Origin of the sequence: Bradyrhizobium sp. WD16 (assembly GCF_024181725.1) — a bacterium.
Classification (GTDB): domain Bacteria; phylum Pseudomonadota; class Alphaproteobacteria; order Rhizobiales; family Xanthobacteraceae; genus Bradyrhizobium_A.
Genome location: NZ_CP028908.1, coordinates 349,639 through 364,388 on the forward strand (window position 1 = coordinate 349,639; position 14,750 = coordinate 364,388).

General features: G+C 65.9%; 12 protein-coding genes. 2 read left to right on the forward strand and 10 right to left on the reverse strand.

Annotated elements, in window-relative coordinates; translation table 11 throughout:
• Positions 1–36: 36 nt before the first annotated feature.
• The 8 genes from DB459_RS01700 to DB459_RS01735 form a co-directional block, all read right to left on the reverse strand.
• Positions 37–1,281 carry an MFS transporter gene (locus DB459_RS01700; RefSeq protein ID WP_253711196.1) on the reverse strand — a complete coding sequence of 415 codons (1,245 nt, stop codon included), beginning with the start codon at positions 1,279–1,281 and terminating at the stop codon, positions 37–39.
• Between the two features lie 281 nt (positions 1,282–1,562).
• Complete coding sequence (locus tag DB459_RS01705; RefSeq protein ID WP_253711198.1) at positions 1,563–2,918, reverse strand: cell wall hydrolase; 1,356 nt, start codon at positions 2,916–2,918, stop codon at positions 1,563–1,565.
• Between the two features lie 518 nt (positions 2,919–3,436).
• Positions 3,437–6,469, reverse strand: a complete 3,033-nt coding sequence (gene ppdK / locus DB459_RS01710; RefSeq protein ID WP_253711200.1) for a pyruvate, phosphate dikinase — start codon at positions 6,467–6,469, stop codon at positions 3,437–3,439.
• A gap of 135 nt (positions 6,470–6,604) precedes the next feature.
• Positions 6,605–6,760: a DUF3096 domain-containing protein gene (locus DB459_RS01715; RefSeq protein WP_253711202.1), complete on the reverse strand. Its 156-nt coding sequence runs from the start codon at positions 6,758–6,760 to the stop codon at positions 6,605–6,607.
• A 265-nt stretch (positions 6,761–7,025) separates the two neighbouring features.
• Positions 7,026–7,972, reverse strand: a protein-coding gene (locus DB459_RS01720; protein ID WP_253706756.1) for an IS630 family transposase whose coding sequence is annotated in 2 segments (ribosomal slippage) — positions 7,026–7,633 and positions 7,633–7,972 — 948 coding nt in all. Because the reading frame shifts where the segments join, the coding sequence is not laid out codon by codon here.
• Between the two features lie 627 nt (positions 7,973–8,599).
• A complete protein-coding gene (locus tag DB459_RS01725; protein WP_253711204.1) occupies positions 8,600–9,205 on the reverse strand; it encodes a bifunctional 2-polyprenyl-6-hydroxyphenol methylase/3-demethylubiquinol 3-O-methyltransferase UbiG in 606 nt (201 codons plus the stop codon).
• A gap of 4 nt (positions 9,206–9,209) precedes the next feature.
• Positions 9,210–11,312: a glycine--tRNA ligase subunit beta gene (gene glyS, locus DB459_RS01730; protein WP_253711206.1), complete on the reverse strand. Its 2,103-nt coding sequence runs from the start codon at positions 11,310–11,312 to the stop codon at positions 9,210–9,212.
• Positions 11,313–11,316: 4 nt separating this feature from the next.
• Entirely contained in the window at positions 11,317–12,225 is a 909-nt protein-coding gene (locus tag DB459_RS01735; RefSeq protein WP_253713730.1) for a glycine--tRNA ligase subunit alpha, read from the reverse strand.
• A gap of 207 nt (positions 12,226–12,432) precedes the next feature.
• Here DB459_RS01735 and DB459_RS01740 point away from each other — a divergent pair, with 207 nt between their 5' ends.
• Positions 12,433–12,576 carry a hypothetical protein gene (locus DB459_RS01740; protein WP_253711208.1) on the forward strand — a complete coding sequence of 48 codons (144 nt, stop codon included), beginning with the start codon at positions 12,433–12,435 and terminating at the stop codon, positions 12,574–12,576.
• Between the two features lie 457 nt (positions 12,577–13,033).
• Here DB459_RS01740 and DB459_RS01745 read toward each other — a convergent pair whose 3' ends face one another.
• On the reverse strand, positions 13,034–13,225 hold the full coding sequence (locus tag DB459_RS01745) for a hypothetical protein (RefSeq protein ID WP_253711210.1): 192 nt from the start codon (positions 13,223–13,225) through the stop codon (positions 13,034–13,036).
• Between the two features lie 274 nt (positions 13,226–13,499).
• The gene (locus tag DB459_RS01750; RefSeq protein ID WP_253713731.1) at positions 13,500–14,351 is read right to left on the reverse strand and encodes a S49 family peptidase; all 852 of its coding nucleotides are present in this window, start codon (positions 14,349–14,351) and stop codon (positions 13,500–13,502) included.
• 227 nt (positions 14,352–14,578) lie between these two features.
• Between DB459_RS01750 and DB459_RS01755 the strand changes: the two genes are divergently transcribed.
• Entirely contained in the window at positions 14,579–14,749 is a 171-nt protein-coding gene (locus DB459_RS01755) for a hypothetical protein (RefSeq protein WP_253711212.1), read from the forward strand.
• Position 14,750 lies beyond the last annotated feature (1 nt).

The following is a 14,750-nucleotide window of genomic DNA, read 5'->3' on the forward strand; positions in this document are numbered from 1 at the left end:
GCAGGCGTGACGCGGGCTTTACGGAGTGCACGCGGTTCAGGCCGGTACGGCGGCGGGCCGCGCCACCGGCCGCTCGACGATCGGCAGATTGATCAGCGCGGACAACACGCCGAACAGCACCGACAGCCACCAGACTACGTCATAGGATCCGGTGCGGTCAAAGGCGATGCCGCCGAGCAGGGCGCCAAGAAATCCGCCAACCTGATGGCTGACGAAGGCAAAGCCGTACAGCGTCGCCAGCCAGCGGGTGCCGAACATCAGCGCGATCAGCGACGAGGTCGGCGGCACCGTCGACAGCCAGGTGACGCCGGTGACGACGCCATAGGCGAGCGCCGAGAATGTCGTGATCGGAAACGAAATGAAGATCACGGTGGACAGGGCGCGCGCGAAATAGATTGCAGACAGGATGTAGCGCCGCGGAAAATAGGTCGAGATCCAGCCGACGCCGATCGAGCCGACAATGTTGAACAGGCCGATCACCGCCAGCACCCAGCCGCCGGTCTGCGCCGGCATGCCGCGATCGACCAGGTAGGCCGGAAGATGGGCGGTGACGAACGCGAGCTGGAACCCGCAGGTGAAGAAGCCGAGCACGAGAAGCACGTAAGAGCGGTGGCCGAAGGCTTCCGCCAGCGCCTGGGTGATCGACTGGTCCGGCTCTGCGCCGGCGCCGGCCTCGCCGCTTCGCGCCGGTGGTGTCGCCAGCACCAGCGAAAGCGGCACGACGATCAGCATCAGGGCCGAGAAGATCACGAGCGTGCTGCGCCAGCCGATGGCATCGATCAGCGCGACGCTGACCGGCGCGAACAGGAACTGGCCGAGCGACCCGGCGGCGGTGCCGATGCCGAGGGCGAGATTGCGCCGCGCCGGCGGCACCAGCTTGCTGAAGGCGGCCAGCACGAGATTGAACGAACAGCCCGACAGGCCAAATCCGACCAGCACGCCGGCCGACAGCGTCAACGTCGAGGGCGAGGTCGCATAGCGCATTGTCAGCAGGCCGGCGGCGTAGAGCAGCGCCCCGGTCGCGATCACCCGCACGCTGCCGAAGCGATCGGCGACGGCGCCGGCGAAGGGCTGGCCGAGTCCCCACAGCAGGTTCTGCACGGCAAGCGCCAGCGCGAAGACGTCGCGGCCCCAACCGAGATCGGAGCTCATGGGCTGCAGGAAGAAACCGAGGGTGGCGCGCGGCCCGAATGTCACCATGCCGATGACGGCGCCGCAGGCGATGATCAGCGCCGGGGTCCGCCAGCGACCGGCCGTGGAAACCGCTACCGTCTCCGCCATGCATTCCTCCCCTGGTGTGGCGGTTCAGAAATTCCCTTCATTCCCGCAGCGAGTCCTCAAAGGGAATTTCTGAACCAAACCACACGAGAATCTAGATTTCTGGTGTCCTTTCGAATCCGAAGCTCGCTCAAGGAACGCTGCGAACGAAGCGAGCTTCGGATTCGGGACACCGGCCGCCCTCGCCGCGGCGGCAAAAGATGCGATTGCATGAATATAGCCGGGCCTTGCCGCGTTGCGAAGGGATCGGCGGCATTGCAGCGATGCAGATCTGGCGGGCTTGCTCAGAGCTTGGCGGAAATTGCGGCGGTTTCGGCGGGATTACTCCAGCTCGGCGCATCGCTGCCGTCGCCCCAGGCCCGCGGCCGATAGAAGGTATGAACGCCGGTGCGATACATCTTCCTCATCTCGTGGACCCAGGACGGCCGCACCCAATAGGCGTGGTAATGGGTCGACTTGGCGACTTCCGGCAGCCAGAGCTGGCCGTCGAGGGTCGCCTTGGCGATCTTCTTGGCCCGCAGCCACATGTCGGGCTCGCGCACCACGTCGGCGACGTCGTCGCAGGCGAAGGTGAACTGGCAGGCGAGATGACGGTTCTTGTTCTGGTAGACGACGCCACACACGGTCGTCGGATAGAACCCCGAAAACACCCGGTTCATCACCACCTGCGCGACGGCGATCTGGCCGCGCACCGCCTCGCCGCGCGCTTCAAAATAGACCGCTTCGGCCAGGCACTTCTCCGCCTTGGCGCGCGCCTTGACGTCGAGGCCGAGGCGCTCCGCCGGGGTCTTCTGGCGCTTCGGCTGCTCGCTGACCTGGCCCTTGCCGGCGATGCTCTCGCCCTCCTTGGCGTCGCCGGGCCGCTCGGACTTGCCGGCATTGGCCTTGAGATCGCCATCGGCCGGAGCGCCGGGCATCACCACGATCGGCTCCTCGCCCGGTTGCCAGCGCTCCAGCCCGCCCGAGGCGGCGCCCATGGCGCCGTTGCCGAAATAAAGGCTTGCCGTCTTCATCGAGAATCCGTCGGCGGGCTCGGCCGCCTCGGCGGCAACCGCGGCCTGCTTGGCGGCGGCCGCCGGATGGGATTCCAGCGACAGCGCGACATCGTATTGCGGCAGCGGCGGAGCCTGCAGCGCGTTCTGCAACTCCTCGTCGAGCGGCTCGAGCGTGGCGGCGTCGGCGGATTTGGCGCCCGCGATCGGCGAAGTCGCGGGCTGCTCGGCCGACGTCGCGGCGTCCGGCGCCGGCTCGACGTAAAGCGGCAGGCGGTCGCCCTTTGACGTTCGATCGACGACCGGGAAATCGGACGGACGCAGCGCCCGCGCCTCGTCGCCGAACGGGCCGCGGGTAATGGCGCCGGTGATGCCGCTGCCTTCGCTGTCGAGGCTCGCCAGACGATAGGCCGGCGCGAGGGGAATGGAGGTTCCGATCGGACGCGGGAAGCTGAACGCCGCAACCTTGATGGTGGTGAAGGTGGTGGCGAGATGCTGCATCGAGCGTTGCGCGACGCCGGGCTGACGCGCGAGCAGCGCCGCGAGATCCTGATAGCCGATCTCGCTGGGCAGCATCGCGAACAGACAGAGGCTGAGGCCGAAGGGTGCAAAGCGCGCACCCCTCGGCTCGTTACGCAACACAGTCATTGATACGCTCACGCAACGCTTACGCCGATCGGCACGTCCTTTCGGAGCAAATCGATCGATTTCATTCGTATCGGATTAAAGTTGCGAGGGAGTTAATCCGCGATGCAGCGCTGCAACAGGCAAGCGGCGCCATCGTCGCGGTTCCGCTTTCGCGGATCGTGGTGAATCGGGCGTCGACGCGAATGGTGAAGACCGCGTCAACGGCGATGGTTGACGAAAGGCAAATTCGCAGCGCAACGGCCCTCATCATGCGCAAGTGTGGTGGATCTGACGCTCGTTTCAGCATTGGAGCGAGTTCTTCAAACGAGCGTCAGATCCAAAACCACACTAGCTTTTTGATTTTGCTAGTGTCCCTATGTCTCCGAATTACCGTGCGAGCGCGAGGCAAACGTAGCGGTAATTCGGAGACGGGACACTAGCGCCGGCGCCGCCGGGCCACTGCACGCATACAAAAAATCGCCCGCGCGAGGCGGGCGACTCCTTATTTCATTCGATAAGCGGCTTCTTCGATCGAAGGCTTACGCCTGGCTCGCCGCGGCCTTGCCGAGCGCCGCCTGCGCGGCGGCGAGACGGGCGATCGGCACGCGATAGGGCGAGCACGACACGTAGTCGAGACCGACCTCGTGGCAGAAGGCGACCGACGCCGGATCGCCGCCATGCTCGCCGCAGATGCCCATCTTCAGGCCGGCGCGGGTCTTGCGGCCGCGCTCGACGCCGATCTTCACCAGCTGGCCGACGCCTTCCTGGTCGATCGAGATGAACGGATCGCTGTCGAGGATGCCGCGGGCCATGTAGGTGCCGAGGAAGCTCGCGGCGTCGTCGCGGCTGATGCCGAAGGTGGTCTGGGTCAGATCGTTGGTGCCGAAGGAGAAGAATTCGGCGGCCTGCGCGATCTCGCCGGCCATCAGGCAGGCGCGCGGCAGTTCGATCATGGTGCCGACCTGGTACTGCAGCTTGGCGCCGCTCTCGCGCGCCACCGCCTGGGCGGTGGCGTCGATGCGGGCCTTGATCAGGTCGAACTCGGCCTTGGTGGCGATCAGCGGCACCATCACCTCGACGTTGACGACCTCGCCGGTGCGCTTGCCGGCGACGCCCGCCGCCTCGAAGATGGCGCGCGCCTGCATCTCCGCGATCTCCGGATAGGCGATGGCGAGACGGCAGCCGCGGAAGCCCAGCATCGGATTGAACTCCGACAGCTCGCGCACGCGATCGGCGAGCCGGCGCGGATCGGCGCCCATCACCCGCGCCACTTCCTCGATCTCCGCCTGGGTGTGCGGCAGGAACTCGTGCAGCGGCGGATCGAGCAGGCGGATGGTGACCGGCAGCCCCTTCATGATCTCGAACAGATCGACGAAGTCGGCGCGCTGCATCGGCAGCAGCTTCGCCAGGGCCGCGCGCCGTGCCTGCTCGTCCTCGGCGAGGATCATCTCGCGCACCGTGCGGATGCGGGTCTCCTCGAAGAACATGTGCTCGGTGCGGCACAGGCCGATGCCCTCGGTGCCGAACTTGATGGCGGTGCGCGCGTCCGCCGGCGTATCGGCGTTGGCGCGGACCTTGAGCCGGCGCACCTCGTCGGCCCAGCTCATCAGCGTGCCGAACTCGCCGGAGAGCTCAGGCTCGATCATCGGCATGCGGCCGGCCAGGACCTGGCCCTGGGCGCCGTCGATGGTGATGACGTCGCCGGCGTTGAAGGTGCGGCCGCCCACGCTCATGGTGCCGCGGCCGTAATCGACGCGGATCGCGCCGCAGCCGGAGACGCAGGGCTTGCCCATGCCGCGCGCCACCACCGCCGCGTGCGAGGTCATGCCGCCGCGGGTGGTGAGGATGCCTTCGGCGGCGTGCATGCCGTGAATGTCCTCGGGGCTGGTCTCGATGCGCACCAGGATGACCTTGCGGCCCTCGGCCTGGAGCTTGGCCGCCTCGTCGGAGGAGAACACGATCTCGCCGGCGGCCGCACCGGGCGAAGCCGGCAGGCCGGTGGCGATGACGTCGCGCTTGGCCTCGGGGTCGATGGTCGGATGCAGCAGCTGATCGAGCGAGGCCGGGTCGACGCGCAACACCGCGTCCTTGCGGTTGATCAGCCCTTCGTTGGCGAGCTCGACGGCGATGCGCAGCGCGGCGCGCGCGGTGCGCTTGCCGTTGCGGGTCTGCAGCATCCACAGCTTGCCCTGCTCCACCGTGAATTCCATATCCTGCATGTCACGGTAGTGCTTCTCGAGCTGCTTGTAGATCCGCGTCAGCTCGGCGAATGCCTGCGGCATCGCCGTTTCCATCGACGGCTTGTCGGAGCCGGACTCCTTGCGGGCGTCCTCGGTGATGTCCTGCGGCGTGCGGATGCCGGCGACGACGTCCTCGCCCTGGGCATTGATCAGGAATTCGCCGTAGAGCTTGCGTTCGCCGGTCGAGGGATTGCGGGTGAAGGCGACGCCGGTGGCGGAGGTGTCGCCCATGTTGCCGAACACCATGGCCTGGACATTGACCGCGGTGCCCCAGGATTCGGGGATGTCGTGCAGACGGCGGTAGGTCACCGCGCGGGCATTCATCCAGGACGAGAACACCGCGCCGATGGCGCCCCACAGCTGAGCATGGGGATCCTGCGGGAAGTCCTGGCCGGTCTCGCGGGCCACCGCGTCCTTGTAGCGGCCGACCACCTCGATCCAGTCGTCGGCGGTGAGGTCAGTGTCGAGGCTGTAGCCCTTGTAGTCCTTGAACGCGTCGAGGATCTCCTCGAAGTGATGGTGCTCGAAGCCGAGCACCACATCGGAATACATCGTGATGAAACGGCGATAGCTGTCATAGGCGAAACGCCGATCGCCGGAGCGCGCGGCCAGCGCCTCCACCGTCTCGTCGTTGAGGCCGAGATTGAGCACCGTGTCCATCATGCCCGGCATCGACGCCCGGGCGCCGGAGCGCACCGAGACCAGGAGCGGATTGGTGGTGTCGCCGAAGCCCTTGCCGGTGATCTTGCTGACGCGCGCCAGCGCCGCCTCGACCTGCGACCTGAGCTCCTTGGGATAGCTCTTGTCGTTGGCGTAAAAATACGTGCAGACCGCGGTGGGGATGGTGAAGCCCGGGGGCACCGGCAGGCCCAGATTGGCCATTTCGGCGAGATTGGCGCCCTTGCCGCCGAGCAGGTTGCGCATTCCCGAAGAGCCCTCGGCCTTGCCGTCGCCGAAGGTGTAGACCCACTTGCCGGCCTTGGGCGCCGCGGCGGCCTTCGCCACCACCGGCTTGCCGCCGGCCTTGGTGGCCTTCGCCACCGACTTCGTGGCCTTCGCCACCGACTTGGCCGGGCGCGCCGCGGGCTTGGCCGCGCGTGCCGCAGGCTTGGCCGGGCGTGCCGCAGGCTTGGCAATGGCCCGGGCCGCCGGCCGGCCGGCCGGCTTGGCCGCGGTCTTCACGGCCCGCTTGGCCGCCTTCTTGGCGGCCTTGGCGGCAGCCTTCGCCGGGGCCCTGCCGGCGGTCTTGGCCGCGGCCTTGGCCCGCGCCGGAGCGGCGGATGTCCTTGATTTTGCTGGGGCGGATTTCGTCTTTGATGCAGCTTTGGCCATGGCTTCCAAGCGTCAACGGGAGGGACAATCAGCAGGGGCCTTACAACACTTTTTTGCGCCGCCACGCAAGCCGCGCCGCCCCGGCGAAGGCACGACTAAAGGGCTAAGCGCCTGATGCGAACGGCTTTCGCACCTTCAAAAGTGCAGCGCCCTGAGCACGCCGAGACCGACCAGGCCGGTGAAGATCAGGTAGATGGCGACGATGAAATTGAGCAGCCGCGGCATCACGAGGATGAGGACGCCCGCGATCAGGGCGACGAAGGCCGGAATATGCGCGCTGGTGAGGACCATGAAGAACTCCAGTGAGGCAGGCCCGAGAGGCTGGACCGAATCGCGCCGGAGTTTATCGCCTGACCTGTGACAATCGACGGCGCTGCCGCCTCGCCCGCGGTTTCCCACAGCCAATTGGTTCCGACGCCCACAAAACGCCGCGATGAAGTCACCTCCGCGCCAGGAACATCACGCGCGGCACGGGATATGTCTCGCAATTGCCTAAGAGAGACTGGCCGCAAAGGCGGTAGGCAATTGCGAGACGCCACACTAGAGCAGACTCCGATCAAGGTGGATCATATCCGCATGCGGCGAAGTAGTTTGCGCATTGGGCGGGCTTGAAGATGTCGGCGCAGGTTTCGAGGGCGCGCATCAGGGCGGCGACGGTTCGCTCGGCGATTTTGCGCAAATGCGCTTTCAGCTTGGAAAACGCCTTCTCGATCGGGTTCATGTCGGGGCTATAGGGCGGGAGGTAGAGCAGCTCGGCGCCCGCGGCCTCGATCAACTCCTTGACCCGCGGCCCCTTGTGGGCGGACAGATTGTCCATGACGACAACGTCGCCTTTCGTGAGGGTAGGAACGAGGCAGTGTTCCACCCAGTCCTCGAACAGGGCGGCGGTGATCGGACGATCATAGGTCTTCGCCGCCACGAGCCCGCGAAGGCGGATGCCGGCGACGAGCGTGACCGTCTTGTAATGGCCGTGCGGCACGCCGACGCGCAACCGCCGTCCGCGCCGGCAACGCCCACCTTTGCGCGCCAAATTGGTCGAGGCGCCCGTTTCGTCGATGAAGACGAGCTTCTCGGGATCGAGATCGAGCTGTCGCTCGAACCATTCGAGGCGTTGCTTCAGGACGTCCGGCCGCTGCTGCTCCGAGGCGTGTGCGGTCTTTTTTTAAACGTGACGCCATGACGGTCGAAGAAGCGCCACAGCACGGAACTCGAAAAATGCTCGCCACAATTCCTGATCAGACGTTCCTGGATCTCCAGCAGGGTGACGTCCGGCGTGCGCCGGATCAGCCCCATCAGGTAGCCGTGATGGGCTTCGATGCGGCCGGAGCGGCGATCGCCTCCAGTCGACTTCGGCGACATTTCTCCCGTCGTCTCGAATTGCTTGACCCAGCGCACGGCGCTCGCAATGCTGACTTCGAAACGCTTCGCCGCCGCATTGCGCGACAGCCCGCCCGAGACGACAGCCTCCACCACTCGTTTGCGAAGATCGTCGGAAAGCGCCATTCCAGCCGCCTCCATTCTGCGGCAGGAATCATGAATCAGATGTCAGCCGATTCGGGAATCCTGATTCGATTCACATCGCTCGGAGCCTGCTCTAGTGTCCTGTCTCCGAATTACCGCTACGTTTGCCTCGCACTCGCACGGTCATTCGGAGACATAGGGACACTAGCAAAATCAAAGTGCTAGTGTGGCTTATGTCTCGCAATTGCCTACGAGAGGGTTGCCGCAAAGGCGGTAGGCAATTGCGAGACGCCACACTAGTGTCCTGTCTCCGAATTACCGCTACGTTTGCCTCGCACTCGCACGGTCATTCGGAGACATAGGGACACTAGCAAAATCAAAGTGCTAGTGTGGCTTATGTCTCGCAATTGCCTACGAGAGGGTTGCCGCAAAGGCGGTAGGCAATTGCGAGCCGCCACACTAGTGTCCTGTCTCCGAATTACCGCTACGTTTGCCTCGCACTCGCACGGTAATTCGGAGACATAGGGACACTAGCAAAATCAAAGTGCTAGTGTGGCTTATGTCTCGCAATTGCCTACGAGAGGGTTGCCGCGAAGGCGGTAGGCAATTGCGAGACGCCACACTAGCCGCGCGGTGACGCACACACCGGCATGGCAGCGTATCGTCGCGTCAGTCGGCGTTGCCCCGCTTCTCGGCGACGATGCGATGAATGACCTTGCCCGAGGAGGCGCTCACCACCTCCTCGTCCAGCAGCAATCTGGCGCCGTCGAGTCCACAACGCACTTCGGCGGCGTCGAAGGCGGCGTAGAGGCGGCCGTGGCCGTCACGCTGGTCGGCGCCTTTCGTCACCCGCCAGCTCAGATAGAGCACGCCCCCCGGCCGGACGATGTCGATCAGCCGTCGCACCGCAGCGGCGATCCGGCCGCGATCGAGATGCATGATCACGGTCTCGCACAACACACTGTCGAAGCTCGCAGGCGCGATGCCATCGAGCGCCGGCAGATCGGCATGAGCGAATGTCAGCGTCGGATAGCGGCGGCGGGCTTCCGCCAGCAGCCCCCGCGAGGCATCGAAGCCCTGCGCGACATAGCCGCGCGCCGCGAGCCAGCCGACCTCACGCCCCGAGCCGCAGCCGATGTCGGCGACGCTCGTGCCCGGCCGGAAGAAGCGATCGACAACCGCATGGAGATCGGAGGGCGGCGGCTGGCCGTGCCAGTCGTCGGCGAACGACGCCGCCGCGCTGTCGTAGGCGGCGAGCGTCGCCTCGTCGGCCATGGGCTTAATCCTGAATCCTGGAGAAATCCGCCACGGCGCGGGTGGCGACGCGGATCTGGTTGAGCAGCCTGAGGCGATTGGCCCGCACCAGCGAATCGTCGTCGTTGACCTTCACCTTGTCGAAGAAGGCATCGACGGCGGGACGCAGCTTCGCCATTTCGGTCATGGCGCCGGCGAAATCCTCCTTGGCGACGGCCGCCGCGGCCGCGGCGCCGACCTCAGCGATGGCGGCGGCGAGCGCCTTCTCCTCGTCCTGGCGATAGAGCGAAGCGTCCGGCGCGCCGTCGAATCGCGTGCCGTCCTTCTTCTCCTCGATGCGCAGGATGTTGGCGGCGCGCTTGGTGCCGGCCAGCAGGTTCCTGCCGTCCTCGGTGTCGAGAAACTTGCCCAGCGCCTCGACGCGACGGACGATCAGCAACAGCTCGTCCTGGCCCTCGAGCGCGAACACCGCGTCGACGAGATCGTGACGCGCGCCCTGTTCGCGAAGCTGGACCTTGAGGCGATCGGCGAAGAAGGCGAGCAGGTCCCGGCCGAGCGCAACCGGATCGGCGTGCCTCGCCTGCAATCCGGCGGCGGCGGTGGCGATGACGGCGCCGAGCGGCAGCCGCAGATTATTCTCCACCACGAGACGGATGACACCCAATGCCGCGCGACGCAGCGCATACGGATCCTTGGAGCCGGTGGGCTTCTCGTCGATCGCCCAGAAGCCGACCAGGACGTCGAGCTTGTCGGCGAGCGCCACGGTGATCGCCACCGGATCGTCCGGCACGCGATCGGACGGCCCCTGCGGCTTGTAGTGATCCTCGATCGCCTTGGCGACGCGGGCGTCCTCGCCCTGCGCCTCGGCGTAATAGCGCCCCATCAGGCCCTGGACCTCGGGGAATTCGCCGACCACCTCGGTGAGCAGATCGGCCTTGGCGAGCCGCGCCGCGCGCGCCACCAGGCCGGCGTCGGCCTTGATGCGCGGCGCGAGATCGGCGGCGAGCGTCTCGATGCGGCTGATCCGCGCCGCCTGGGTGCCGAGCTTCTCGTGAAACACGATCTGGTCGAACTTCGGCAGGCGGTCGTCGAGGCGCGTCTTGAGGTCGGTCTCGTAGAAGAATTTGGCGTCGGACAGCCGGGCGCGGATCACCCGCTGGTTGCCGGCGACGATGGCCTTGCCGCCGTCGGTCGCCTCGATATTGGCGATCAGGATGAATTTCGGCGCGAGCTTGCCGGTCTTCGGATCGCGCACCACGAAGCACTTCTGGTTGTTGCGGATGGTGGCGCGGATCACTTCGTCCGGAATGGCGAGGAAGGACGGATCGAACGAACCCATCAGCACCACCGGCCATTCGACGAGGCCGGCGACCTCCTCGAGCAGGCCCTGATCCTCGACCAGTTCGAGCCCCTGGGCGAAGGCGAGATGGCGCGCATCGGCGAGGATGATGTCCTTGCGGCGCTGCGGATCGAGCACGACTTTCGCCGTCTCGAGCTTCGCCTCGTAATCGGCGAAGCGGCGCACATTGATGGCGCCCTGGGCCAGGAAGCGATGGCCGAACGTGGTGTGACCGGCCTTGATGCCGGCGACCTCGAACGGCACCACATCGGGATCCTCGGTGTCGGGGCCGAAGGTGGCGACGATGGCATGCAGCGGCCGCACCCAGGTGAGCGCGCCGGGCTTCGCCGAGGCCGCGCCCCAGCGCATCGCCTTGGGCCAGGGGAAGGTGCGGATGATCACCGGCAGGATCTCGGCGAGCACGTCGAGCGCCGGCCGCCCCGGCTTCTCGATCAGGGCGACGTAGAAATCGCCCTTCTTCGGGTCACTCTGGATCTTGGCCTCGTCGAGCGAGGCGAGCCCGGCGGATTTCAGGAAGCCCTGGATCGCCGCCTCGGGGCCGCCGACCCGCGGTCCCTTGCGCTCTTCCTTCAGATCCGGCTGACGCACCGGAATGCCGTGCACGGTGAGCGCAAGGCGGCGCGGCGTGGCGAAGGCTTTCGCCCCCTCATAGACCAGGCCTTCGGCGACCAGCTTGTCGGTCACCATCCGGCGCAGGTCGTCGGCCGCCTTGGCCTGCATGCGCGCGGGAATTTCCTCGGAAAAGAGTTCGAGCAGAAGATCGGGCATCGTCTTACACTCCGCCCGCTTCGGTCTTGATCCAGGCTTCGCCGCACGCCTTGGCGAGTTCGCGCACGCGCAGGATGTAGCTCTGCCGCTCGGTCACCGAGATCATGCCGCGGGCGTCGAGCAGGTTGAAGACGTGGCTCGCCTTGATGCACTGGTCGTAGGCGGGAAGCGCCATCAGGTGCCGTTCTTTCTTGTCGCTGGCCCAGCCGGCCTCGAGATATTTGCGGCAGGCGGCCTCGGCCATCCTGAACTGTTCGAACAGCATCGCGGTGTCCGAATGTTCGAAATTGTGCCGCGAATATTCCTGCTCGGCCTGCAGGAAGATGTCGCCATAGGTGACCTTCTCCGCCCCCTGGCGACCGTTGAAGTTGAGGTCATAGATCCGATCGACGCCCTGCACATACATGGCGAGACGCTCGAGACCGTAAGTGAGCTCGCCCGCGACCGGCGCGCATTCGACCCCGGCGACCTGCTGGAAATAGGTGAATTGCGAGACTTCCATGCCGTCGCACCAGCATTCCCAGCCGAGCCCCCAGGCGCCCAGCGTCGGGCTCTCCCAGTCGTCCTCGACGAAACGGATGTCGTGCAGCGCGGAATCGACGCCGATCGCGCCGAGCGATTCCAGATAGAGATTCTGGATGTCCGGCGGCGACGGCTTGAGGATCACCTGGAACTGGTAATAATGCTGCAGGCGATTGGGATTCTCGCCGTAGCGGCCGTCCTTGGGACGGCGCGAGGGCTGGACAAAGGCCGCATTCCAGGGCTTCGGCCCCAGCGCGCGCAATGTCGTCGCCGGATGAAACGTGCCCGCGCCGACTTCCATGTCATAGGGCTGCAGGATGACGCAGCCGCGATCCGCCCAGAAGCGCTGCAGCGTCAGGATCAATCCCTGAAACGAGCGTTCAGGCCGCATGTGGTCGGGCAAAGATTCCATGGTCACTTTAAGGATTGGATCACCTTGATTTGGCGCGCGGGACCGTATCGACGGGGATAACGGGAATCAAGGCGCCGGTACGAGAATCCGGCGGCGAGATCGGGGGTAAAAGCGAGCTCCCCAGCCGGGCGACCCGGGCGACTGCCCGCCGTCACGGCCGGTATTCTTGACCTCACTGGAGATACGATGCTCGCTGCGGCCGCGACCACGGTCCTCGTTCTGTGCGCGACCCTGCTCGCCGCGACGCCCCTGCTGCTCGCCGAGCGGCAGCAGCGCCGCCGCAGCCACGAGATGCGTAAAATTGGCGACACTCGTTCGAGCGAACCGTAACCGTCCCGCGAATTGGATCTTTCCGGCAGGTCGTTCGTTAGGAGCTCGAGGCCCAAAGTGCTCGCGCCGGCGCCCAAGCCGAAAATGGCACACGCCGGTGATGCGAGCGGGCCGACATGCTGCGTTGCGCGTCCGGATTTCTTTCTGCGGAGCGTCAAATGACAATGTTCGAAATGGTCGCAGCGCTGCTGATCACGCTGTCGCTCGGCCTGATGATCATCGAAGACACCCGGGACGACAGCATCCGCGTGATGCCGCTGCCGGTCGACGCCTGAACGGGCGCGCGATCGACGGCACCGATCCCGCGGTCAACCTCCAAGTGTGACCAATGCAATAGCCGGCTGTCGGACAATGCCCTGTCCGCGGCCGGATTTGATTTGTGCGGAGGTCAGGCCGTGCCGTCTGCTATCGACTTCCATCAGGGTCTGGAGGCCGCAGGTCGTCGGCCTGAGCCGGCTTACTCCGGCCGATAGGCGCCGGTCGCGGGGTCGCGACGCAGGCGCCGGATCGGGCTGACGCGGGCTTCCGCCATCTGCGCCGAGCGCAGGCGTTCGAGTTCGTCATTGATCCGCCGGGCCTCACGCAGGCCCCAGCGCACCAAAGCGGCACCGCCAAGCGCGGCGACGACGGTCAGAATCAGCGGTGGCATGGTCTATCCTCGGGTCGACGGCCGGAAGTGTTCCATCAGGCCATGTTCCCATTGTGGCAGAAAACGGCACAGCTAGTGTCCCGGTTCTAACGTTCGTATTCCCTCGCAGCGAGCACTTCTACGAACGTTAGAACCAAAGGGACACTAGCATGATTATGATTCTAGTGCGGTTTTGGATCTGACGCTCGTATGAAGAGTTCGCTGCAATACTGACACGAGCGTCAGATCCACCGCACTAGCGGCCGAGGCTGCGACGCTGTCGCCGCCCGCTCCGTCAGAACCCGAAGCGTCCCCATACGGCGCGGGTTTCCAGCGCGGAGATGAGCTGATCGGCGATCGGCTCGCCGCCGAGCCCCAATCCCGAGGTGCCGGCCCCGCGACGGCCGAGCAGGCCGCTCAGCAATCCGCCGGACGCCGCGATCAGCGGCGTCTGAACGTCCTCGCCGAAGCGGGCGCGCAAGGTCGCGCGCAGGTCGCCGACGGCGTCGGCGAGCCCGAGTTCGACGGCGCGGCCGCCGGCCCAGTATTCGCCGGTGAAGAGGTAGTCGTCGCGGCCCTTGAGGCGGGCGCCGCGCGCGTCCTTCACGAGGCCGATGAAGATGTCGTGGATCTCGCGCTGGATCGCCTTGAGCCGCGCCACGTCGTCCGGGTTCTCGGGCAGGAACGGATCCAGCGTCGCCTTGTGCTCCCCGGAGGTATAGAGCCGCCGCTCGACCCCGATCTTCTTGATCAGGCCCTCCAGTCCGAAGGAGCCGCCGACCACGCCGATGGAGCCGAGAATCGAGGACGGATCGACATAGATCTCGTCGCCGGCGCAGGCAATCATATAGCCACCCGAGGCGGCGACATCCTCGACGAAGACCAGGACCGGCAGCTTCTTTTCCGCGGCCAGCTGGCGGATGCGCAGGTAGATCTGTCGCGACTGGACCGGCGAGCCACCTGGTGAATTGATCATCAGCGCCACCGCCGCCGCATTGCGGACGGCAAAGGCGCGATCGAGCGTGCGGGCAAGGCCGGACAATGTCAGGCCGGGCCGCAGCGGCGTGACGGCGCCGATGACGCCGGACAGCCGTACCACCGGAACCACCGGCCGACCGGTGAGGCGGGCGGGCAGCACCTTGCGGATGCGCTCCCACAACGAACTGGCGAGGCCGTCGAGACCTGTCGCTGGCGGCACGGAAGCAGTCGGATCTGATGAACTCATGCCCGACACATAGTGACCGGCGCGGGCGATGTCATCGGGCCTTCGTGCCGCAGCCGCCTGCCGCCTGCCGCCTGCCGCCTGCCGCCTGCCGCCGCGATCGGCCGCATCGACGCCTTTCGTCAACCGAACCTTAACGCCTGGAACGCTTCTTGCTGATGATGAATCCGGTCTCGTTAACCAAACGGCTCCGGGTCCACCAGAACCACCGGCAAGGGTTGGAAATGAAAATCTATCTGCTGATCATGCTTATGGGCCTGCTGTTGACCGCAGTCCGCCTGAGCGGCGCGCCCAATAGCCAGCCAGGATCGCTGCCGCAATAGG